Raw genomic sequence first — 21,472 nt, 5'->3', positions numbered from 1 at the left:
CCTTGCACTTCAGGCCGCCATTTCTTCCAGCGCGGGAGATGGCACGGCAGGCAGCCTGTGCGCCACCATCTGCACGGGAATGGACTTGGAGCTGGGCGTGCCCGCCACGATGGCCGTGGCCGACAGCGGCACCAGCGGATTGGTCTCCGGATAGTAGGCAGCGATGCAGCCGCGCGGAATGTCGTAGGCCACGAGCCTGAAGCGCTCGGCGCTGCGCTGCTGGCCGTCATCCCACACCGTCTGCAGGTCCACCCAGTCGCCATCCTTCAAGCCCAGGGCGCGGATGTCCTCGGCATGGATGAAGACCACGCGGCGCTGGCCGAAGACGCCGCGGTAGCGGTCGTCCATGCCGTAGATGGTGGTGTTGTACTGGTCGTGCGAGCGCGTGGTGAACAGCGTGAACACCGGCGATGCGCCGGGGCTGCGCGCGGCGCGTGCGCGGTGCACGGGCGTGTCGCGCGGCACGGCGTGCACGAAGAAGCCGGCCTTGCCCCGGGGCGTCTCCCAGATGCGCTCGCTCGCCGCATTGCGCAGCTTGAAGCCGCCTGGCACGGCCACGCGCGCGTTGAAGTCGTGGAAGTCGTCGAAGACCTGCTCGATCAGCTCGCGTATGCGTGCATAGTCGCCGGCCAGCTCCAGCCAGGGCACGGGCCGCTGCGCGCCCAGCGTGGCGGCGGCCAGGCGCGCGACGATGGCGATCTCGCTGAGCAGATGCTCCGACGCAGGCGGGTTGATGCCGCTGGAGATGTGGACCATGCCCATGGAGTCCTCCACCGTCACGCCCTGCGGGCCGGTGGCCTGCATGTCGATCTCGGTGCGGCCCAGGCAGGGCAGGATCAGCGCCTCGCGGCCGTGCACCAGGTGGCTGCGGTTGAGCTTGGTGGTCACATGCACGGTCAGGTCGCAGCGGCGCAGCGCCTGCCAGGTGGCATGCGTGTCGGGCGTGGCCGCCGCGAAGTTGCCGCCCAGCGCGAAGAAGACCTTGCCCCTGCCTTCGAGCATGAGGCGTATGGACTCGACCACGTCCACGCCGTGGGCACGCGGCGGCTCGAAGCCGAAGACCTGCTGCAGCCGGTCCAGCAGCGCGGCCGGCGGCTTCTCCCAGATGCCCATGCTGCGGTCGCCCTGCACATTGCTGTGGCCGCGCACCGGGCAGGCACCTGCGCCGGGGCGGCCGATGTTGCCGCGCAGCAGCAGCAGGTTGACCAGCATCTGCACGGCGGCCACCGAATGCATGTGCTGCGTGATGCCCATGCCCCAGCAGACGATGGTGCTGCGGGCGGCGATGTAGACCTCGGCCGCCGTCTGCATCTGCGCGCGGCTCAGGCCGGACTCGACCTCCAGCAGGCCCCAGTCCTCGGCCCGCAGGTCCTCGGCCAGGGCCTCGAAGCCGGTCGTGTGTTCGGCGATGAAGGCATGGTCCAGCACGCCGCCGCGCCCGTGCCCCAGTGCATCGTCCTGCGCGATCACATGCTTCATGATGCCCTTGACGGCCGCGATGTCGCCGCCCACGCGCAGCTGGAAGTAGTGCGTGCTGATGGGCGTGGCGCCCAGGGTGGCCATCTCCAGCTTGCTTTGCGGGTCCTGGAAGCGCTCCAGCCCGCGCTCGCGCAGCGGGTTGAAGCTCAGGATGCGCGCGCCGCGCTTGTGGGCTGCGCGCAGCTCGCCCAGCATGCGCGGGTGGTTGGTGCCGGGGTTCTGGCCGAAGATGAAGATGGCATCGGCCTGCTCGAAATCGGCCAGCTGCACCGTGCCCTTGCCCACGCCGATCTGCGGCTTCATGCCGCTGCCGCTGGGCTCGTGGCACATGTTGGAGCAGTCGGGAAAATTGTTCGTGCCGTAGGCGCGCACGAACAGCTGGTACAGAAAGGCCGCCTCGTTGCTGGCGCGGCCCGAGGTGTAGAAGATGGCCTGGTTCGGGTCGGGCAGCGCGTTCAGGTGGCGGGCGATCAGCGCAAAGGCGTCGTCCCAGGCGATGGGCCGGTAGCGGTCGCTGGCCGCGTCGTACACCATGGGCTCGGTGAGCCGGCCCTGGTCTTCCAGCCAGAAATCGCTTTGCGCCATGAGTTCGGCCACCGTGTGCCGGGCAAAGAATTCGGGCGTCACGCGGCGCGCCGTGGCCTCGGCCGCCACGGCCTTGGCGCCGTTCTCGCAGAACTCGAAGGTGGAATGGTGGTTGCGGTCGGGCCAGGCGCAGCCCGGGCAGTCGAAGCCGTCGGGCTGGTTGGCCGACAGCAGGGTCTTGGCGCCCTTGACGGCGATATCCTGGCGCATCAGGGCCTGGCTCACGCTGCGCAGTGCGCCCCAGCCGCCAGCGGCCCCCTTGTAGAACTCGATCTTTTGTTCGGACATGGGCCGGAAGTGTTCCGCCTGTCCATGATCCAGGTCAAATCACATCTCCAAATGGAGAGATTCAGCAAAGATATGAGCACGGCATCCTTGCCCTGCGCCATGCTGGCAACCTCAGCCCCGGACCACCGATGAACTCAACAGCCATACACACCGCCATCCCCGAAGACGCTGCGCTGATCGCGCCGCTGTTCGACGCCTACCGCCAGTTCTACGAGCAACCTGCGGATGCCGACGCGGCGCTGGCCTTCATCACGGCGCGGCTGGAGCGCGGCGAATCCGTGATCCTGCTGGCCCGCCGACCGGACGGCAGTGCCCTGGGCTTTTGCCAGCTCTATCCCTCGTTCTGCTCGGTGCTGGCCGCGCCCATCTACGTGCTCTACGACCTCTTCGTGGTGCCCGACGCGCGCCGCCTGGGCGTGGGCCGCGCCCTGCTGCTGGCGGCCGAAGCCCATGCCCGCGCCACGGGCCATGCACGCATGGACCTGACCACGGCCCGCAACAACCTGCGCGCCCAGGCGCTGTACGAGTCGCTGGGCTGGGTGCGTGATGAAGTGTTCCTGACCTATGCGCGCCATCTGCAGGCTTGAGCCGCCAGCGGCCTAGCGCAAAACCCGCAGCTCCCGCGCCAGCGCCACGGCCTGGGTGCGGCTGCGCGCGCCCAGCTTGAGGTTGATGCTGCGCAGGTGGGTGCGCACCGTGCTGTCGGAGACGAAGAGCTTCTCGGCCATGGCCGCATTGGAGTAGCCCGAGGCCAGCAGCTCCAGCACGCGCAGCTCCTTGCGGGTCAGGGGCTCGGCAAGCGCCGTGGCTGGCGCCGGGCCCTGGGGAGCATCCGCTGCCTGCAGCTCGGGGGGATCGGCGGGCTCGGCAGGCTCGCCCAGGGCAGACAGCAGCCGCTGCGCATGGGCGGCCGCCTCCGGCTCCGCCGGTTCCGTGCGGCGCGTCAGTGAAGGCGTCAGTGAAGGCGACAGCACGCGCTGCAGCACGGGCGCGAGCAGCGGCCCCTCATCGAGCATCAGGCGCACAAAGCCTTCGCTGGCCCCGTGGCGCAGCGGCTGGGCCAGCATGGCGGCTGCGGAGTCCATGTCGCCGCAGCCCGCCTCGGCCAGCGCGCACAGCACCTGCAGCTTGAGGCTGCGGTGGCGGCGCCCGCGCAGTTGCGCATCGGCCAGCAAGGGGGCGATGGCATCGCGCACGGCACGGCAGTCGCCAAAGTGCAGCCCCCAGCGCAGCCGGGCGATGGCGATGTCCTCCACCTCGTGCGGGGGCAGGCGCAGGCGTTCCACGCGCGGCCATACGCCGGGATCGTCGGCACGCTCCAGCGCCTCGGACGCGGCGGCCCGGTTGCCCTGCAGCACGAAGATGCGCGCATGCTCCAGCCGCGCGCTGGCCGTCACGCGGGGCAGCTGGCGTTCATGCCCCAGGTACTCCAGTTCGGTCAGCAGGCCGAAGGCCGCATCCACATCGCCACGCACGAAGGCAATGCGCGCACGCATGCGGTAGCTGGAGATCACATGGTCGGGCAGGCCCACGTCGCGGGCCAGCGGCAGGTAGACGTTGAGCAGGTGGTCGGCGCCGTCGAGGTCGTTGGTCTCGTAGAGCACGCCGGCATGCAGCACGCCGGCCCAGGCATTGCCGTTGGTGGGGTTGTAGGAGGCGCTGCGCGGCGTGGCGGCCAGCGCCACGCGAAAGCGCGATGCCGCCTGCCGCAGCCGCCCGCCCGACAGGTCCAGCACGCCCTCCATGGCCTCGGTGTACATGCGGCTGAACAGGCTGCCGGCCTGGGTGCTGCGCGCCGCGTCCAGCAGGCGGTGGGCCTCCTCGGCATCGCCCAGCACCGACACCACGTAGGCCATGGCATTGGTCAGCGAGCTGTCTGCAAACGGCCGGCAGCTGGGCAGGCAGGCCAGCGCCTGGCGGCCCAGGGGCGCCGCCTCTTCCACGCGGTCCATCATGGCCAGCAGCAGCGGCTGCAGGGCCATGACCAGCGCCTGCGCGGCGGGGTCTGCGGCCATGCGGGGCCGCAAGGCGTCCAGCCGCTGCTGCGCCTGCCAGGGGCCGCGCGTGAAGCAGTCGGCATAGGCGGCCACGGCCTGCAACAGCGGCTCGCGCACCATCAGCGGCGCCGGCATGGCCGAGAACCAGCGTGACAGCAGGCGCATGCGGCCCTGCTCCATCAGCGCCTCGGCATGGCGCGCCAGCAGGGACAGGGCATGCGGCAGGTCGCCGCCTTCCAGCGCATGCTCGATGGCGGGCACGGGCCGGCCGCAGGATTCGTACCAGCCGCTGGCCGCCAGGTGAAGTCGCGTCAATTCACCGGGCTGCTCGCGCAGCAGCTGTGCGCGCAGGAAGTCGGCAAACATGCTGTGGTAGCGCCAGCTGTGCCCGCCCTGGCCACCCTGCGCCTCGTCGGCCAGCGGCACCAGGAACAGGTGGGCCTGCTCCAGCGCCTGCAGCATGGCGGCGCCGTCGGCGCGCGGCACCAGGGCCTGGCAAACCTGGGCGTCCAGCGTGCGCAGGATGCTGGTGCGCAGCAGGAAGTCGCGCACGGACGCGGGCTGCTGGGCCAGCACATCCTCGGCCAGGTAGTCGGCCACGGCGCGCTCCGAGCCCGAGAAGCGCTCGATGAAATCACTGTGCAGGCCATGGCGCTCCAGCGCCAGCGAGGCCAGCCACAGCGCGCCTATCCAGCCTTCGGTCTTGTCCAGCAGCCGCGCCAGGGCCTCGCGCGGCAGCGGGCAGCCGCGCAGGCGAAAGAACTCCTCGGCCTCGCCCACGGAAAAGCGCAGCAGCGCCGCATCGATCTCCAGCAACTGGCCACTGGTGCGCAGCCGCCCCAGTCCCAGGGCCGGCAGCGCGCGCGAGCCTATGACCAGACGCCCGCGCTCGGGCAGCTGCTCCATGAGCTGGCGCACCAGGCCGAGCACGGCATCGTTGTGCAGCACCTCGAAATCATCGATGAACAGCGCAAAGGAGCGGCCCTCGCCGGCCAGCGCATGCAGGGCCTGGGACAACTCGCCGGCGCCTTGCGACGGCCCCACCCCCAGGGTGCGCACGGCCGCGCCCAGGCACTGCAGAAAGCGCGAGACATCGTTGTCGGCGGCATCCAGCGTCAGCCAGGCCGTGGCCTGGCCCTCGGCCTGCAGGCGCTCGCGCATCTGGCGCATGGCCGTGGTCTTGCCGAAGCCGGCAGGGGCGCGCACCAGCACCACGCGGGCGCGCAAGGCCTCGGGCCAGCGCGCGGCAACGGCCAGCCGGGCCACCTGGGCGGCAGCGGCGCGCGGCGGGCTCAGCTTGGCCTGCGGCACGTAGCCGGAACCCGGACCGGGGCCGGAGGAATGGGTGGGCGCTGGGGGCTGCATGCAGGCAGGGGGCACTGTGAAGGGGTGAGGCACCGGGCACTTTCGTCGGTTTCGACGATGGCGGCAAGAAGGGGCGATTCCTAGACTTGAAGGCAGATCATAGGTGGCGGCCTGCCGCCTGTCCCGATCCAAGGCGACAGGCAACGGCGCGCCGCCAACGCACCAACCAAGGAGACCTTCACATGCAGCTTGACGCAAGCATCAGCGCCGTCGTCACGGGCGGGGCATCGGGCCTGGGCGCGGCCACCGCGCGCCGCCTGGCCGCCAGGGGCGTGCGCGTTGCCCTGTTCGACCTCAACGAGACGGCCGGGCAGGCGCTGGCGCGCGAGACAGGCGGCCTGTTCTGCCGCGTGGACGTGACCGACGAGGCCAGCGTGGACGCGGGCTTTGCCCAGGCGCGCGCAGCCCACGGGCAGGAGCGCATCCTGGTCAACTGCGCGGGCACGGGCAATGCCGTCAAGACGGCCAGCCGCGACAAGGCCACGGGCGAGATCCGGCACCTGCCCGTGGCCAATTTCGACCGCATCATCCAGATCAACCTGGTGGGTACCTTCCGCTGCATCGCCAAGTCGGCGGCAGGCATGCTCACGCTGGAGCCGCTGGCCGACGGCGAGCGCGGCGCCATCGTCAACACCGCCTCGGTGGCGGCGCAGGACGGGCAGATGGGCCAGGCCAGCTACTCGGCCAGCAAGGCCGGCATCACGGGCATGACCCTGCCCATCGCGCGCGACCTCATGGGCGAGGGCATCCGCGTGAACACCATCCTGCCCGGCATCTTCGACACGCCGCTGCTGCAAGGCGCGCCCGACAACGTGAAGGCGGCGCTGGCCGCCTCCGTGCCCTTTCCCAAGCGGCTGGGGCAGCCCGACGAATACGCCCACCTGGCCGAGACCATGATCACCAACGGCTACTTCAACGGCGAGTGCGTGCGCCTGGACGGCGCCATCCGCATGGCGCCGCGCTAGGCGTACAGCCCAGGCCTCACGGCAGGCACCGTCCCCGCGTTTTCCCTGGCCGGAATCGTCGCTTGCGACGATGCCCGGCCCGCGCCGGCCGGGCCACCATCCCCCCAGGAATACAGGAACAGGAGACATATCCATGGCACAGGCATACATCGTCGCCGCCACGCGCACGGCGGGCGGCAAGCGCGGCGGAAAGCTCTCGGGCTGGCATCCGGCCGATCTCGCGGCCCAGGTGCTGGACGAGCTGGTGCGCCGCAGCCAGGCCGACCCGGCCCAGGTCGAGGACGTGATCATGGGCTGCGTCAGCCAGGTCGGCCAGCAGGCGACGAACGTGGCGCGCAACGCGGTGCTGGCCTCGTCCCTGCCCGAGTCCGTGCCGGGCACCACGGTGGACCGGCAGTGCGGGTCGTCCCAGCAGGCACTGCATTTCGCGGCCCAGGCCGTGATGTCGGGCAGCATGGACATGGTGATCGCCGCTGGCGTGGAGAGCATGTCGCGCGTGCCCATGGGCACGCCCAACGCCCTGCCCGCCAAGGCCGGCCTGGGCGTGTACATGAGCCCGGCCATGCAGCAGCGCTACCCGGGCGTGGAGTTCAGCCAGTTCATGGGCGCCGAGATGATGGCCGGCAAGTACGGCCTGACCAAGGACCAGCTGGACGCCTATGCGCTGCAAAGCCATGAGCGCGCCGTGCAGGCCGCGCGCGAGGGCCGCTTCGACCGCGAGATCCTGGCCGTGCAGGCGCGCAGCGCCGAAGGCGGTGCCGAGGGGGAAGGCCAGCCGCACACGGTGGATGAAGGCATACGCTTCAACGCCACGCTGGAAGGCATTGCCGGCGTCAAGACCATCCGCGAGGGCGGCTGCGTGACCGCCGCCACGGCCAGCCAGATCTGCGATGGCGCCAGCGGCGTCATGGTGGTCAGCGAGCGCGGCCTCAAGGCCCTGGGCGTGCAGCCGCTGGCGCGCATCCACCACATGAGCCTGCTCGGGCATGACCCCGTGATCATGCTGGAGGCCCCCATCCCCGCCACCCAGGCCGCGCTGAAAAAGGCCGGCATGCGCATCTCCGACATCGACCTGTACGAAGTCAACGAGGCCTTTGCCCCCGTGCCGCTGGCCTGGCTGCAGGCCACGGGCGCCGATCCGGCGCGGCTCAACGTCAACGGTGGCGCCATTGCGCTTGGCCATCCGCTGGGCGCCTCGGGCACCAAGCTCATGGCCACGCTGATCCACGCCCTGCATGCGCGCGGCGGGCGCTATGGCCTGCAGACCATGTGCGAGGGCGGCGGCATGGCCAACGTCACCATCATCGAGCGCCTGTAGGCGCCGCCAGGCCACCGTGCGGCCGGCGCGGCCCGCGCCGGTCGCCCACCATCGGGGGGAGGGAAAGCCATGAGCCAGGACTCGCAGCCCCTGCTGCGCATCGAAGGCGTTTCGCTGCGCTTCGGCGGCATCGTCGCGCTGGACGGCGTGAGTTTCGATGTTGCGGCAGGCCAGATCTGCGGCCTCATCGGCCCCAACGGCGCAGGCAAGAGCAGCCTGTTCAACTGCCTGTCGCGGCTGTATGCCTGGCAGGCCGGCCACATCCGCTTTCGCGGCCAGCCGCTGGCCACGCTGGCGCGCCACCGCATGGCCGCGCTGGGCATGGGCCGTACCTTCCAGAACCTGGCCCTGTTTTCCAGCATGACGGTGGCCGACAACGTGCGCCTGGGCACGCACAGCCGCCAGCACGCCGGCTTTGTGCGCGACGCCCTGCGCCTGCCCGGCGTGCGCCGGCGCGAGGAAGAAGCCCGCGCCCAGGCGCAATCGCTGATGGCCCTGCTGGAGCTGACGGGCGTGGCAGACCGCCGCGTGGCCGACCTGCCCTTCGGCACGCAAAAGCGCGTGGAGCTGGCGCGTGCCCTGGCCTGCCGCCCGCAGTTGCTGCTGCTGGACGAGCCGGCCTGCGGCCTCAACCATGAGGAGCTGGCCGGCCTGGGCGACCTGATCCTGTCGCTGCGCGACCGGCTGGGGCTGACCGTGCTGCTGGTGGAGCACCACATGGGCCTGGTCATGCGCGTGAGCGACAAGGTCGTGGCGCTGAACTTCGGCCGCAAGATCGCCGAAGGCACGCCGGGCGAGGTTCGCGCCCATGCCGAAGTCATCCGTGCCTACCTGGGTTCGGACATGCAGCCGCAGGATCAGGACAGGGAGGTGGCGCATGCCGGCACTGCTTGAAATCCGCGGACTGCATGCGGCCTACGGGTCGGTGCGCGTGCTGGACGGCATCGACATGGACCTGGCCGAAGGCCGCGTCACGGCCCTGCTGGGCGCCAATGGCGCGGGCAAGACCACCACGCTGCGCGCCATCTGCCGCCACCTCGTGGACACACGCGGCGAGGTGCGCCTGGCCGGCGAACGCATAGACCGGCACAGCACCGAGCGCATCGCGCGCCAGGGCGTGGGCCATGTGCCCGACGGGCGCGGCACCTTCGCCCAGCTCAGCGCCGAGGACAACCTGCGCCTGGGCGCGCAGGCGCGCCCCACGCGGGCGGCCCGCGCCGACGTGGCCGGCGACATGGAGCGCATGTTCGGCTACTTCCCGCGGCTCAGGGAACGCCGCGCCCAGCAGGCCGGCACGCTGTCGGGCGGCGAGCAGCAGATGCTGGCCATTGCCCGCGCCCTCATGGGCCGCCCGCGCCTGCTGCTGCTGGACGAGCCCTCCTTCGGGCTGGCGCCGCTGGTGGTGCGCGACATCTTCGGCATCCTGCGGCGCATCAATGAGGAACAGGGCACGACCATCCTGCTGGTGGAGCAGAACGCGCGCCTGGCGCTGGAGCTGGCGCACAGCGCCTACCTGCTGGAGACCGGCCGCATCGTGCTGCACGGCCCCAGCGAAGCCATGCGCCGCAACGACGCGGTGCGCCAGGCCTATCTCGGGGAGTAGCGGCCATGGACGCCTTCATCCACCAATTGCTGGCCGGCCTGGCCACGGGCGGCATCTACGCCACCGTGGCGCTGGCCCTGGTCATGATCTACCAGGCCACGCACCACATCAATTTCGCGCAGGGCGAGATGGCCATGTTCTCCACCTTCATCGCCTGGGCGCTGCTGCAGGCGGGGCTGCCGTACTGGTGGGCCTTCCTGGCCACGGTGGCGCTGTCCTTCGTGCTGGGCGCGGCGGTGGAGTTCGCCATCATCCGCCCCATGCACAAGGCGGCGGACTTGGCCCAGGTGGTGGTCTTCATCGGCCTGCTGATCGTCTTCCACAGCCTGGCCGGCTGGATCTTCGGCTACACCATCAAGGAGTTTCCCAGCCCGTTCCCGGCCGACGCCGGGTATGGCAGCGCCCTGATGTCGGCCCACGAGGTGGGCACCATCTTCGTGGCGCTGTCCATCGTGGCCCTGCTGTTTGCCTTCTTCCGGCTCACGCCGCTGGGGCTGGCCATGCGCGCGGCCGCGCAGAACCCGGCCTCCTCGCGGCTGGTGGGCATCTCCGTGGGGCGCATGCTGATGCTGGGCTGGGGCCTGGCCGGCGCCATCGGTGCGGTGGCCGGGATGATGGTGGCGCCCGTGGTCTTCCTCGATCCGCACATGATGAGCGGCGTGCTGCTGTATGCCTTTGCGGGCGCGCTGCTGGGCGGCATCGACAGCCCCGCGGGCGCCGTGCTGGGCGGCTTCATCGTGGGCGTGCTTGAAAACCTCGTGGGCAGCTACGTCGTCGGCACCGAACTCAAGCTTTCTGTGGCCCTGGTGCTGATCGTGGGCGTGCTCATCGTGCGGCCGGCCGGGCTGATGGGCCGCAAAGTCGTCAGGAGGGTTTGAACAATGCCCTCCCTGAGCGGCTACGCCGCTTCCCGTTGCACGGCGCCCCCTCTCTCGCTACGCGGGAGGGGGACGACACCCTCGCGGCGGGGCGGCGCGGCCGGCGTAGGCCCTTGCTCGGTGTCCCTCGCTTTTGGGCCACGCCATTTTTGTGCCCAACGCCCTGGAGAACAATGATGTCCACACGGTCCGCCTCCTCGTCTGACGCACTGGTCGCCGCCACCAGCGCGCGCCGCCCCCTGCCCCTGGGCACGGTCCTGATCGCGGCGCTGGCGCTGGCGGCCTGCTCGCTGGTCTTCGTGGCCAAGGGCTACCAGCTGTTCCAGGCCACCATGGTGCTGGCCTATGCCGTGGCCCTGGTGGGGCTGAACATCCTCACGGGCTACAGCGGCCAGATCTCGCTGGGCCATGGCGCCTTCTTCGCCATAGGCGCCTATGCGGCCGGCATCCTGATGGACCGCGCGGGCCTGGCCTACTGGCTGGCCGTGCCTGCAGCGGGCCTGGTGAGCCTGGCGGCGGGCTACCTGTTCGGGCGGCCCGCGCTCAGGCTGGAAGGGCTGTACCTGGCGCTGGCCACCTTTGCGCTGGGCGTGGCCATGCCCCAACTGCTCAAGTACCGCCACCTGGAGGCCTGGACCGGCGGCGTGGGCGGCATCGTGCTGACCAAGCCCGAGGCGCCCTGGGGCCTGCCGCTGGATGCCGACCAGTGGTTCTACCTCTATGCATTGGCCGTGGCGGCGCTGCTGTTCTGGATGGCGCGCAACCTCATAGACAGCGGCAGCGGCCTGGCGCTGCGCGCCATCCGCGACCACGCCATGGCGGCCGAGGCCATGGGCGTGGACAACGCGCACTGCAAGTCCATGGCCTTTGCGATTTCGGCCGGCTACACGGGCGTGGGCGGCGCGCTGTCGGCCATTGCCGTGCAGTTCGTGGCGCCCGACTCCTTCACCATGTTCCTGTCGATCTCGCTGCTGGTGGGCGTGGTGGTGGGTGGCGTGGGAACGCTGTGGGGCGCGCTGTTCGGCGCCCTGTTCATCATGTTCATCCCGGGGCTGGCCGAGCAGGTCTCCAAGGCCGCGCCCTGGGCCGTCTACGGCACCGTGCTCATCGTCTTCATGTTCGCCATGCCCGGCGGCGTGATGGGCCTGCTGCACCGGCTGGGCCGGCCGGGCCGGCGTCTGCCCCGGCAGCGGCCGCGTGCCTGACTTTCCATCCCCACCCACAGGAGTCCCCCATGAATTCCAGTCCGGCCGTCCGCATGGAACGCCACGGCAACAACGGCGACAACGGCAACAACGGCGAGATCGCCCTCATCGTCCTCCAGGACAGCGCCCGCATGAATCCGCTGGGCAGGCCCTTGCAGCTGCGGCTGCGCGAACTGCTGGCCGAGGTGCGCGAGGACACCTCCCTACGCGCCCTGGTGCTCACCGCCGAGGGCCGGGGGTTTTGCGTGGGCGCGGACCTGTCGTCCATGGGCGGCGCGCAAGGCGGGGCGCAAGGCGGGGCACAAGGCGGGGCCCAGGCCGATGGCCGCACGCTGGGCGCGCAGACGGCCGACAACATGCACCAGCTGTCCAACCGCCTCATCCTGGACCTGCAGCAGCTGCCCGTGCCCGTGGTCTGCGCCATCAACGGCGCGGCAGCCGGGGCCGGCGTGGGCCTGGCCCTGGCTGGCGATGTGGCGCTGGCGGCGCGCTCGGCCTACTTCTACCTGCCTTTCCTGCCGCGCCTGGGCATCGTGCCGGACCTGGGCACCACCTGGTTCATCGAGCGCCGGCTGGGCCGTGCGCGCGCCATGGGCCTGTCCCTGCTGGGCGAAAGGCTGGGCGCGCAGCAGGCCGCCGACTGGGGCCTGGTCTGGGCCTGCGTGGACGACGAGGCCCTGCGCGAGCAGGCCCTGGCCACGGCAGCCCGCCTGGCGCGGCTGCCGGCCGGTGCCGTGCTGGAAGCCCGCCGCGCGCTGGACCACGCAGCCGCTTCCACGCTGGAGCAGCAGCTTCACTACGAGGCCGAACGCCAGCGCGATCTGGTGGGCGCGCCGGCCTTCATGGAAGGCGTGCAGGCCTTCATGCAAAAGCGCGAACCCGTGTTCGCGCCACGCCAGCCGGGCTGACCGCCGCGCCTTCCCCCCACGCCTTCCCGACGCACCTTGCTGCGCCTGCACATGCATTCGTCGGAATCGACGATGGGCGCGCGCCGGGCCGGTTCCTACCATGGACCGGCCACCACAAGAAAAGCGGGCACGGCGCCCGCAAGCCAGGAGACAACCATGCGCAACACCATCGCCCGGGGCCCCTGGGCCCTGATCGCCTGCCTGGCGCTGGCCCTGCCGGCCATCACCCAGGCGCCAGCCCAGGCCCAGGCCCAGGCCCAGACCCAGAAGAAGTACGACACCGGCGCCAGCGACACCGAGATCCGCATCGGCAACTTCGTGCCCTACTCGGGCCCCGTGTCGGCCTATGGAACCATAGGCAAGGCCCATGCGGCCTACTTCGCCAAGATCAATGCCGAGGGCGGCATCAACGGCCGCAAGATCACCTACATCTCTGCCGACGACGCCTACAACCCCGCCCAGAGCGTGGAGCAGACGCGCAAGCTGGTCGAGCGCGACGGCGTGCTGCTGATGTTCGGCGCGCTGGGCACCTCGCACAACCAGGCCGTGCATCGCTACATGAACCAGCGCAAGGTGCCCCAGCTGTTCGTCTCCACGGGTGCCACGCGCTGGGGCGATCCGAAGAACTTCCCCTGGACCATGGGCTGGCAGCCCACCTACCAGCTCGAAGGCCGCACGTTCGCCCAGCACATCCTGGCCACGCGGCCCCAGGCCAAGGTGGCCGTCCTGATGCAGAACGACGACTTCGGCAAGGACTACCTCAAGGGCGTGCTCGACGGCTTTGGCGAGCAGGCCAAGCAGCGCATCGTCGTGCAGCAGACCTACGAGGTCGGCGACCCCACGGTGGACAGCCAGATGGTGGCGCTCAAGGGCTCGGGGGCGGACACCTTCATCAACATCAGCACGCCCAAGTTCGCGGCCCAGTCCCTACGCAAGGCCGCCGACATCGGCTGGAAGCCTGCGCACTACCTGGTCAGCGTCTCGCTGTCCATCAGCTCGGTTCTCAAGCCCGCGGGCCTGGACAACGCGCGCGGCGTGATGACGGCCAGCTACCTGCGCGAGCCCTCGGACCCCACCAACCAGGGCACGCCCGAGCTGGCCGGCTACCTGGCCTTCATGAAGCAGTTCTACCCGGCCGGCGACCCCAACGATTCGCTCAACGTCATCGGCTACTCCCAGGCCCAGACCCTGGTGCAGGTGCTCAGGCAGGCAGGCGACGAGCTCACGCGCGCCAACATCATGAAGCAGGCCGCCAGCCTGAAGATGGACCTGCCCATGCTCTACCCGGGCATCAGCCTGCAGACCGGTGGGGACGATTTCTTCCCCATCAAGAAGATGCAGCTCGTGCGCTTCGACGGCAGCCGCTACGCGCCCGTGCAATGACCCCGGCCTTCAGGACAACGACAGGAGACACCCCATGCCCGCCTTGCAAGGACTGATGCAGGACCGCCCGCTCATGATCTCGTCGCTGATCGAGCATGCGGCGCGCTTTCATCCGCACACCGAGATCGTCTCGCGCCTGCCGGAATCCCGGGACGGTGGCCTGCACCGCACCGACTGGGCCGGCATGCGCCGCGCCTCCTGCCAGGTGGCCAACGCCCTGCAGTCGCTGGGCGTGCAGCCTGGCGAACGCGTGGGCACGCTGGCCTGGAACAGCTGGCGCCACCTGGCGCTGTACTTCGGCGTCTCGGGCAGCGGCGCGGTGCTGCACACCATCAACCCGCGCCTGTTTCCCGAGCAGATCGAATACATCGCCAACCATGCCGAGGACCGGGTGCTGTTCTTCGACGTGACCTTCGCGCCGCTGGTGGAAAAGCTCGCACCGCATCTGAAGACCGTCACCACCTATGTCTGCATGAGTTCGCGCGAGCATATGCCCGCGCTGGACCTGCCCGACCTGCACTGCTGGGACGAACTGGTGGGCAACCAGAGCGAGGACTTCGACTGGCCCGAGTTCGACGAGCGCACGGCCTCCTCGCTGTGCTACACCTCGGGCACCACGGGCCACCCCAAGGGCGTGCTGTACTCGCACCGCTCCACCGTGCTGCACACGCTGATGGAGCTGGCGCCCGACACCTTCGGCCTGAACGCGAGCGAGACCGTGATGCTCATCGTGCCCATGTTCCATGCCAACGCCTGGGGCACGCCCTATGCGGCGGCCATGGCCGGCGCACGGCTGGTGCTGCCCGGCCCGCACCTGGACGGCCAGAGCGTCTACGAGCTCATGCGCGACGAGAAGGTCACCTTCTCGCAGGGCGTGCCCACCGTGTGGCTGATGCTGTTCCAGTACCTGGATGCGCATCCCGACATCGACCCGCGCGCGCTGGGCGTCAAGAGCATAGGCATCGGCGGCGCGGCCGTGCCGCGCGCCATGCTGGAGCGCTTCGAGGACCAGTTCGGCGCCCAGGTCGTGCAGGGCTGGGGCATGACCGAGACCAGCCCCATCGGCGTGGTCAGCAAGCTGCTGCCCCGGCACGACGCGCTGTCGGGCGAGGAACTGGTCAAGGTCAAGCTCAAGCAGGGACGCGGCGTCTGGGGCGTGGACCTCAAGATCGTGGACGACGACGGCCGGCCCCAGCCCTGGGACGGCCAGGCCCGGGGACACCTGCGCGTGCGCGGCCCCTGGATCGCCAGCGGCTACTTCAAGGGCGAAGGCGGCTCGCCCGTCGATGAGGAAGGCTTCTTCACCACGGGCGACGTGGCCACCATCGATGCCGACGGCTTCCTGCAGCTGGTGGACCGCGCCAAGGACGTGATCAAGTCGGGCGGCGAGTGGATTTCCTCCATCGACGTGGAGAACGCCGCCATGGGCCATCCCGGCGTGGCCGAGGCCGCCATCATCGGCGTGGCCCATCCCAAGTGGCAGGAGCGGCCGCTGCTGCTGGTGGTGCCGCGCGCAGGCCACAGCGTCAGCCGCGAGTCCATGCTCGACTTCCTGTCCACGCGCATCGCCAAATGGTGGCTGCCCGACGACGTGCTGCAGGTAGCCGAGCTGCCGCACACAGCCACCGGCAAGCTGCTGAAAACGAAGTTGCGCGAGCAGTACAAGAACCATCCACTGCCCACGGCCTGAAAGGAGACCTCCATGCCAGGACCGCTTGAAGGCGTGCGCGTGGTCGAGTTCGCGGGCCTGGGCCCGGGGCCGTTCTGCGCCATGCTGCTGGCCGACATGGGTGCCGAGGTGCTGCGCATCGCGCGGCCCGGCACGCCGGTCGATGCACAGGACATCACCACGCGCAGCCGCAGCCAGGTCGAGATCGACCTGCGCGGCGAGGAAGGCCAGGCCTCGGCCCTGGCGCTGATCGCACGCGCCGATCTGCTGATCGAGGGCTTTCGGCCCGGCGTGATGGAGCGCCTGGGCCTGGGGCCCGAGCCCTGCCTGGCGCGCAACCCGCGCCTGGTCTACGGCCGCATGACGGGCTGGGGCCAGCACGGGCCGCTGGCGCATGCGGCGGGGCATGACATCAACTACATCGCCATCTCCGGCGCCCTGCACGCCATCGGCCGCGCGGGCGAGGCGCCCGTGCCGCCGCTCAACTACGTGGGCGACTTCGGCGGCGGCGGCATGCTGCTGGCCGTGGGCCTGCTGGCCGCACTGCACGAGGCCGGGCGCAGCGGCCGGGGCCAGGTCATCGACGCGGCCATGACCGATGGCACGGCCCTGCTGTCGGCCTTCATGTACGGCTTCAAGGCCAAGGGCCAGTGGAGCAACCAGCGCGGAGAGAACCTGCTGGACGGCGGCGCGCACTTCTATGACACCTATGCCTGCGCCGACGGCAAATACATCGCCATAGGCGCCATCGAGCCGCAGTTCTACGCCGAGCTGCGCCAGCGCTGCGGCATACAGGACCCGCTGTTCGACGCGCAACTGGACGCCGCACGCTGGCCCCTGCTCAAGCTGCGCCTGGCCGATGTGTTCCGCACGCGCACGCGCCAGCAGTGGTGCGAGCTGCTGGAAGGCAGCGATGCCTGCTTCGCCCCCGTGCTTGACTGGGACGAGGCGCCGCAGCATGCCCACAACCGCGCGCGCGCCACGTTCACCGAGGCCGGTGGCGTGCTCCAGCCCGCGCCGGCGCCGCGTTTTTCGCGCAGCGTGCCCGAGCAGCCCCGCCCCCCGCGCGCCGCCAGCCTGCAGGACACGCTGGCCGCCTGGAACGCCCGCTCCTGAGGAAACCCCATGCCCATGTATCTCACCCAGGCCATCCACAAGGGCCGCCGCGAAAGGGCCGGCGCCACGGCGGCCATCTGCGGCGCAGAGCAGGCCAGCTGGTCGCAGCTTGCGCAGCGCATCGAACGCTGCGCCGGCCTGCTGCGGGCGCTGGACGTGGCGCCCGGCGACCGCGTCGGCATGATGGGCCTGAACTCCATCCGCTACCTTGAATACTTCTATGGCTGCTGGTGGGCAGGCGCCGCGGTCAACCCCGTCAACATCCGCTGGAGCGCGCACGAGGTGGCCTACTCGCTGGACGATTGCGACACGCGCGTGCTCTTCGTGGACGATGCCTTCGCGCCCCTGGTGCCCCGGCTGCGCGAGCTGTCCTCCAGCCTGCGCACCGTGGTGTTCTGCGGCACGGGCGCCGCGCCCGAAGGCGCGCTGCACTACGAGCAATTGCTGGCCGCCGCCACGCCCTGCGCAGACGCGCTGCGCAGCGGCAACGACCTGGCTGCCGTCATGTACACAGGCGGCACCACGGGCCGGCCCAAGGGGGTGATGCTCAGCCACGACAACCTGTTCATCAACGCCCTGTCCAATGCCAGCAACGTGCCGCGCCAGCATGTGAAGGTGGGCATGGTGGTCACGCCCATGTTCCATGTGGCCGGCTGCGGCCTGGCCCTGCTCATGGCCCAGCGCCTGGTGCCCCAGGTCATCGTGCCGGCATTCGACGAGCTGGCCATCCTCGCCGGCGTGCAGCAGCACGGCGTGAACGAGCTGTTCCTGGTGCCCACCATGATCCGCCGGCTGATCGAGCATCCGCGCCTGGCGGAGTTCGACCTGTCCAGCCTGCGCCTCATGCTCTATGGCGCGGCGCCCATAGACGCCAGCCTGCTGGAGCGCGCCATGCAGGCGCTGCCCGGCGCCGACTTCGCCCAGGCCTACGGCATGACCGAGCTGTCGCCCACCATCGTGTCCATGGGCCCGGCCGAGCACCGTCCCGGCCCGCAGCGCGAGCGCCTGCTGCGCGCGGCCGGCCGGCCCGTGACCATTGCCGAGGTGCGCATCGTCGATGGCGAGGGCCGCGAGCTGCCGCCCGGCGAGGTGGGCGAGATCACGGCGCGCGGCCCCATGGTCATGCAGGGCTACTGGAACAAACCTGCCGAGACGGCCGCCGCGCTCAAGGACGGCTGGATGCACACGGGCGACATGGGCCGGCTGGATGCCGACGGCTACCTCTTCGTCGTGGACCGGCTCAAGGACATGATCGTCAGCGGCGGCGAGAACGTGTACTCGGCCGAGGTCGAGAACGCCATCGCCCAGCTGCCCCAGGTCGCCATGTGCGCCGTCATCGGCGTGCCCGACGAACGCTGGGGCGAGCGCGTGCACGCCGTGATCGTCGCGCGCGAGGGCCAGCCGCTGACCGAGGCCGAGGTCATCGCCCACTGCCGCGAACGCATCGCGGGCTACAAGTGCCCGCGCTCGGTGGAGTTCCGCGCCGAGCTGCCGCTGTCGGCCGCCGGCAAGCTGCAGAAATTCCAACTGCGCGAGCCCTACTGGCAGGGCCGCGAACGCCGCATCAACTGACCCCCACGAACCACCAGGCCACGCCATGCCACTGCAACTGACACGCTCCTGGAGCACCCCCGAGCTGGAAAGCCTGCGCGCCACCGCCGTGCGCTTTCTGGAAACCGAAATGCAGCCTCAGGACGAGGCCGCGCGCCAGCGCGGCAACGTGGGCCATGCCATCTGGCGCCGCGCCGGCGAGCTGGGCCTGCTGTGCACCGACATCCCCGAGGACTACGGCGGCGGCGGCGGCGACTTCCGCCACGAGGCCGTGATCCACGAGGAGATGGCGCGCCGCGCCCTCTCGGGCATGAGCAACTCCGTGCACTCCATCGTGGCCCACTACCTGCTCAACCACGGCACCGAGGCGCAAAAGCGCAAGTACCTGCCCGCCATGGCGCGCGGCGAACTGGTGGGCGCCATCGCCATGACCGAGCCCGGCGCGGGCTCGGACCTGCAGGGCGTGCGCACGCGCGCAGAACTCAGGGACGGACGCTACCGCATCAACGGCAGCAAGACCTTCATCACCAACGGCCTGCTGGCCGGCCTGATCCTCGTGGTCTGCAAGACCGACCCGGCCCAGGGCGCGCGCGGCACCTCCATCCTCATCGTGGAGACCCGGGACTGCGCGGGCTTTCGCGTGGGCCGCGTACTCGACAAGATGGGCATGAAGGCCCAGGACACCTCGGAGCTTTTCTTTGATGACGTGACCGTGCCGCAGGACGCGCTGCTGGGCGGGCGCGAAGGCCAGGGCTTCTACCAGCTCATGGGCGACCTGCCCTACGAACGCCTGATCATCGGCCTGGCCGCCCTGGCCTGCATGGAAGGCGCCTACGAGGCCACGCTGGCCTACGTGCGCGAGCGCCGCGCCTTCGGCCAGGCCATTGCCGACATGCAGAACACCCGGTTCAAGCTCGCCGAGGTGGCCACCACCCTCACCGTGGGCCGCGCATTCATCGACCGCTGCGTGGAGCAGCTGGTGGCCGGCACGCTGGACACGGCCACGGCCTCCATGGCCAAGCTCTGGGGCTCGGAAGCGCAGGGCCGCGTGCTTGACGAACTCGTGCAACTGCATGGCGGCTACGGCTACATGAACGAATACATGGTCACGCGCATGTACGCCGATGCGCGCGTGCAGCGCATCTACGGCGGCACCAGCGAAATCATGAAGGAAGTGATCTCGCGCGTGCTCTGACGCTCTGATCCCCTCGCGGCACCTAGCGCTGCCGCAGTCCCCCCTATCCCTTCCCCGGCAGCACAGGAGACAGCAGCCATGACCCTCGACGACCTCATCTACAAGCCCGGCCTGCTCAAGGGCGAACGCATCCTCGTCACTGGCGGCGGCACCGGCCTGGGCCGTGTCATGGCCGAGGCCTTTCTCATGATGGGCGCCGACATCCACCTGTGCGGCCGGCGCGGCGCCGTGGTCGAGCAGACCGCCCAGGAGCTGATGCAGCAGCACGGCGGCCGGGCCACGGGCCATGCCTGCGACGTGCGCCAGCCCGAGGCCGTGGAGCAGATGATCGAGGCCATCTGGGCCGATGGCGGCGCGCTCACGGGTCTGGTCAACAACGCGGCCGGCAACTTCGTCAGCCGCACCGAGGACCTGTCCATGCGCGCCTTCGACGCCGTGGCCAACATCGTCATGCGCGGCAGCTTCAACCTCACGCTGGAGTGCGGCCGCCGCTGGCTGGCCGAGGGGCGCAAGGCCAGCGTGCTGTCCATCCTCACCACCTGGGTCTGGAACGGCTCGGCCTTCACCGTGCCCTCGGCCATGGCCAAGTCGGGCGTGCATGCCATGACGCAGTCGCTGGCCGTGGAATGGGGCAACCGGGGCATACGCTTCAACGCCATCGCGCCGGGCCTGTTCCCCACCGAAGGCATGAGCGCGCGGCTGAACCCGCAGGGCGGCGAGCATGTACGCGCCGACAACCCCATGGGCCGCAACGGCCGCATGCCCGAGCTGGCCAACCTGGCCGTCTTCCTCATGAGCACCCAGGCCGAGTACCTGACGGGACAGACCATCGCCATAGACGGCGGACAATACCAGGCGACGGGAGGCAACTTCGCCGGGCTGGCCAGCTGGAGCGACCAGGACTGGGCGAATGCGCGCAGCGCCATCGAATCGCGCAACGCGGCCGACCGCCAGCAAAGAACCGCATAGACACAAGGAGACAAGCCATGAGCCAAGAACGCGTGCGCATATCGGTGGACCACGGCGTGGCCGAGGTGACCCTGGCCCGGCCCGACAAGATGAATGCGCTGGACCCCGCCATGTTCGACGCCCTGATCGACGCATTGGCGCGGCTGCGGGACACGCCCGGGTTGCGCGCCGTGGTGCTGCATGGCGAAGGGCGCGCCTTCTGCGCGGGCCTGGACATGGGCAGCATGGCCGGCATTGCCGACGGCCAGCAGACGGCGGACATGACGGACCTGGCTGCGCGCACGCACGGCATGGCCAACCGCTTCCAGCAGATCTGCTGGGGCTGGCGCGAACTGCCCGTTCCCGTGATCGCCGCCGTGCACGGCGTGGCCTACGGCGGCGGCCTGCAGCTGGCGCTGGGTGCGGACATCCGCCTGGTGGCCGATGATGCGCGGCTGTCCATCATGGAAATCAAGTGGGGACTGGTGCCCGACATGGCCGGCTGCGCGCTGGCCGCGCCGCTGGTGCGCGGCGATGTGCTGCGCGAGCTGGTCTACACCGGCCGCATCGTGCCCGGCCCCGAGGCCGTGGCCCTGGGCCTGGCCACGCGCGTGAGCGCCGCGCCGCTGGAGGAAGCGCGCCACCTGGCCCGCCAGATCGCGGCCAGCAGCCCGCACGCCATACGCGCGTCCAAGCGGCTGATGCAGCTCAGCGAAACCGCTTCTCCCGCAGACATCCTGCTGGCCGAGGCGCAGGAGCAGCAGGCCCTGCTGGGCAGCTCCAACCAGGCCGAGGCCGTGCGCGCCGGCCTGGAAAAGCGGGTGCCGGTCTTCAACGATCAAGGCCTTTAGACACCTTTTGAAACAGCCGCCGGACCCTGCATCGGGGTCCGGCGCAGCCATCCGCAAATACCCTTATTCGACGCCCTTTCGCCACTGCGCTGATTTTTTAGGCATTCCGTGGAAAGCCTTGCAGGGCGCGGATTCGGCAAGTTACACCCGGAGTTTTCCACAACTCCG

The 21,472-nt window shown here is 70.2% G+C and carries 17 protein-coding genes; 15 read left to right on the top strand and 2 right to left on the bottom strand.

The window, feature by feature from the left end; all coding sequences use genetic code 11:
- Nucleotides 1-9: 9 nt before the first annotated feature.
- Nucleotides 10-2,352, bottom strand: coding sequence for an FdhF/YdeP family oxidoreductase (locus tag DELCS14_RS10235; protein ID WP_013801552.1), 2,343 nt, complete (start codon nt 2,350-2,352; stop codon nt 10-12).
- A 128-nt stretch (nt 2,353-2,480) separates the two neighbouring features.
- Here DELCS14_RS10235 and DELCS14_RS10230 point away from each other — a divergent pair, with 128 nt between their 5' ends.
- The gene (locus tag DELCS14_RS10230) at nt 2,481-2,939 is read left to right on the top strand and encodes a GNAT family N-acetyltransferase (RefSeq protein WP_013801551.1); all 459 of its coding nucleotides are present in this window, start codon (nt 2,481-2,483) and stop codon (nt 2,937-2,939) included.
- 12 nt (nt 2,940-2,951) lie between these two features.
- Here the strand turns inward: DELCS14_RS10230 and DELCS14_RS10225 are convergent, their stop codons facing one another.
- Complete coding sequence (locus tag DELCS14_RS10225) at nt 2,952-5,714, bottom strand: LuxR C-terminal-related transcriptional regulator (protein WP_013801550.1); 2,763 nt, start codon at nt 5,712-5,714, stop codon at nt 2,952-2,954.
- Between the two features lie 182 nt (nt 5,715-5,896).
- Between DELCS14_RS10225 and DELCS14_RS10220 the strand changes: the two genes are divergently transcribed.
- The 14 genes from DELCS14_RS10220 to DELCS14_RS10155 all read left to right on the top strand — a co-directional run bounded on the left by DELCS14_RS10220 (nt 5,897) and on the right by DELCS14_RS10155 (nt 21,304).
- A complete protein-coding gene (locus DELCS14_RS10220) occupies nt 5,897-6,679 on the top strand; it encodes an SDR family NAD(P)-dependent oxidoreductase (protein ID WP_013801549.1) in 783 nt (260 codons plus the stop codon).
- Between the two features lie 133 nt (nt 6,680-6,812).
- The gene (locus DELCS14_RS10215) at nt 6,813-7,997 is read left to right on the top strand and encodes an acetyl-CoA C-acetyltransferase (protein ID WP_013801548.1); all 1,185 of its coding nucleotides are present in this window, start codon (nt 6,813-6,815) and stop codon (nt 7,995-7,997) included.
- A 69-nt stretch (nt 7,998-8,066) separates the two neighbouring features.
- Nucleotides 8,067-8,891, top strand: a complete 825-nt coding sequence (locus DELCS14_RS10210; protein WP_013801547.1) for an ABC transporter ATP-binding protein — start codon at nt 8,067-8,069, stop codon at nt 8,889-8,891.
- Entirely contained in the window at nt 8,875-9,600 is a 726-nt protein-coding gene (locus DELCS14_RS10205) for an ABC transporter ATP-binding protein (protein WP_013801546.1), read from the top strand. The genes DELCS14_RS10210 and DELCS14_RS10205 overlap by 17 nt, the downstream gene beginning before the upstream one ends.
- Nucleotides 9,601-9,605: 5 nt before the next feature.
- Entirely contained in the window at nt 9,606-10,478 is an 873-nt protein-coding gene (locus tag DELCS14_RS10200) for a branched-chain amino acid ABC transporter permease (protein ID WP_013801545.1), read from the top strand.
- 176 nt (nt 10,479-10,654) lie between these two features.
- Nucleotides 10,655-11,683 (top strand): branched-chain amino acid ABC transporter permease, encoded by a 1,029-nt coding sequence (locus tag DELCS14_RS10195; protein ID WP_013801544.1) that lies wholly within the window; start codon nt 10,655-10,657, stop codon nt 11,681-11,683.
- Between the two features lie 29 nt (nt 11,684-11,712).
- Nucleotides 11,713-12,591 (top strand): enoyl-CoA hydratase-related protein, encoded by an 879-nt coding sequence (locus DELCS14_RS10190; RefSeq protein WP_013801543.1) that lies wholly within the window; start codon nt 11,713-11,715, stop codon nt 12,589-12,591.
- A gap of 156 nt (nt 12,592-12,747) precedes the next feature.
- Nucleotides 12,748-13,974, top strand: a complete 1,227-nt coding sequence (locus tag DELCS14_RS10185) for an ABC transporter substrate-binding protein (RefSeq protein ID WP_013801542.1) — start codon at nt 12,748-12,750, stop codon at nt 13,972-13,974.
- A gap of 34 nt (nt 13,975-14,008) precedes the next feature.
- Nucleotides 14,009-15,664 carry a long-chain-fatty-acid--CoA ligase gene (locus DELCS14_RS10180; RefSeq protein ID WP_013801541.1) on the top strand — a complete coding sequence of 552 codons (1,656 nt, stop codon included), beginning with the start codon at nt 14,009-14,011 and terminating at the stop codon, nt 15,662-15,664.
- A gap of 12 nt (nt 15,665-15,676) precedes the next feature.
- On the top strand, nt 15,677-16,759 hold the full coding sequence (locus DELCS14_RS10175; RefSeq protein WP_012206624.1) for a CaiB/BaiF CoA-transferase family protein: 1,083 nt from the start codon (nt 15,677-15,679) through the stop codon (nt 16,757-16,759).
- A gap of 9 nt (nt 16,760-16,768) precedes the next feature.
- Nucleotides 16,769-18,331, top strand: a complete 1,563-nt coding sequence (locus tag DELCS14_RS10170; protein ID WP_013801540.1) for a long-chain-fatty-acid--CoA ligase — start codon at nt 16,769-16,771, stop codon at nt 18,329-18,331.
- A 25-nt stretch (nt 18,332-18,356) separates the two neighbouring features.
- Entirely contained in the window at nt 18,357-19,505 is a 1,149-nt protein-coding gene (locus DELCS14_RS10165) for an acyl-CoA dehydrogenase family protein (protein WP_013801539.1), read from the top strand.
- Nucleotides 19,506-19,583: 78 nt separating this feature from the next.
- Nucleotides 19,584-20,474, top strand: a complete 891-nt coding sequence (locus DELCS14_RS10160; protein WP_013801538.1) for an SDR family oxidoreductase — start codon at nt 19,584-19,586, stop codon at nt 20,472-20,474.
- Between the two features lie 17 nt (nt 20,475-20,491).
- Nucleotides 20,492-21,304, top strand: a complete 813-nt coding sequence (locus tag DELCS14_RS10155; RefSeq protein ID WP_013801537.1) for a crotonase/enoyl-CoA hydratase family protein — start codon at nt 20,492-20,494, stop codon at nt 21,302-21,304.
- The last annotated feature ends 168 nt before the right edge of the window (nt 21,305-21,472 follow it).

Source organism: Delftia sp. Cs1-4 (genome assembly GCF_000214395.1).
Taxonomy (GTDB): domain Bacteria; phylum Pseudomonadota; class Gammaproteobacteria; order Burkholderiales; family Burkholderiaceae_C; genus Comamonas; species Comamonas acidovorans.
The sequence above is the reverse complement of the archived record's forward strand: the minus strand, read 5'-3'. Positions and strand labels throughout refer to the sequence as shown.

Excerpts from the sequence above, each read along its gene's own strand:
- DELCS14_RS10235 (WP_013801552.1), bottom strand. The coding sequence starts at position 2,352 with ATGTCCGAACAAAAGATCGAGTTCTACAAGGGGGCCGCTGGCGGCTGG.
- DELCS14_RS10230 (WP_013801551.1), top strand. The coding sequence starts at position 2,481 with ATGAACTCAACAGCCATACACACCGCCATCCCCGAAGACGCTGCGCTG.
- DELCS14_RS10225 (WP_013801550.1), bottom strand. The coding sequence starts at position 5,714 with ATGCAGCCCCCAGCGCCCACCCATTCCTCCGGCCCCGGTCCGGGTTCC.
- DELCS14_RS10220 (WP_013801549.1), top strand. The coding sequence starts at position 5,897 with ATGCAGCTTGACGCAAGCATCAGCGCCGTCGTCACGGGCGGGGCATCG.
- DELCS14_RS10215 (WP_013801548.1), top strand. The coding sequence starts at position 6,813 with ATGGCACAGGCATACATCGTCGCCGCCACGCGCACGGCGGGCGGCAAG.
- DELCS14_RS10210 (WP_013801547.1), top strand. The coding sequence starts at position 8,067 with ATGAGCCAGGACTCGCAGCCCCTGCTGCGCATCGAAGGCGTTTCGCTG.
- DELCS14_RS10205 (WP_013801546.1), top strand. The coding sequence starts at position 8,875 with ATGCCGGCACTGCTTGAAATCCGCGGACTGCATGCGGCCTACGGGTCG.
- DELCS14_RS10200 (WP_013801545.1), top strand. The coding sequence starts at position 9,606 with ATGGACGCCTTCATCCACCAATTGCTGGCCGGCCTGGCCACGGGCGGC.
- DELCS14_RS10195 (WP_013801544.1), top strand. The coding sequence starts at position 10,655 with ATGTCCACACGGTCCGCCTCCTCGTCTGACGCACTGGTCGCCGCCACC.
- DELCS14_RS10190 (WP_013801543.1), top strand. The coding sequence starts at position 11,713 with ATGAATTCCAGTCCGGCCGTCCGCATGGAACGCCACGGCAACAACGGC.
- DELCS14_RS10185 (WP_013801542.1), top strand. The coding sequence starts at position 12,748 with ATGCGCAACACCATCGCCCGGGGCCCCTGGGCCCTGATCGCCTGCCTG.
- DELCS14_RS10180 (WP_013801541.1), top strand. The coding sequence starts at position 14,009 with ATGCCCGCCTTGCAAGGACTGATGCAGGACCGCCCGCTCATGATCTCG.
- DELCS14_RS10175 (WP_012206624.1), top strand. The coding sequence starts at position 15,677 with ATGCCAGGACCGCTTGAAGGCGTGCGCGTGGTCGAGTTCGCGGGCCTG.
- DELCS14_RS10170 (WP_013801540.1), top strand. The coding sequence starts at position 16,769 with ATGCCCATGTATCTCACCCAGGCCATCCACAAGGGCCGCCGCGAAAGG.
- DELCS14_RS10165 (WP_013801539.1), top strand. The coding sequence starts at position 18,357 with ATGCCACTGCAACTGACACGCTCCTGGAGCACCCCCGAGCTGGAAAGC.
- DELCS14_RS10160 (WP_013801538.1), top strand. The coding sequence starts at position 19,584 with ATGACCCTCGACGACCTCATCTACAAGCCCGGCCTGCTCAAGGGCGAA.
- DELCS14_RS10155 (WP_013801537.1), top strand. The coding sequence starts at position 20,492 with ATGAGCCAAGAACGCGTGCGCATATCGGTGGACCACGGCGTGGCCGAG.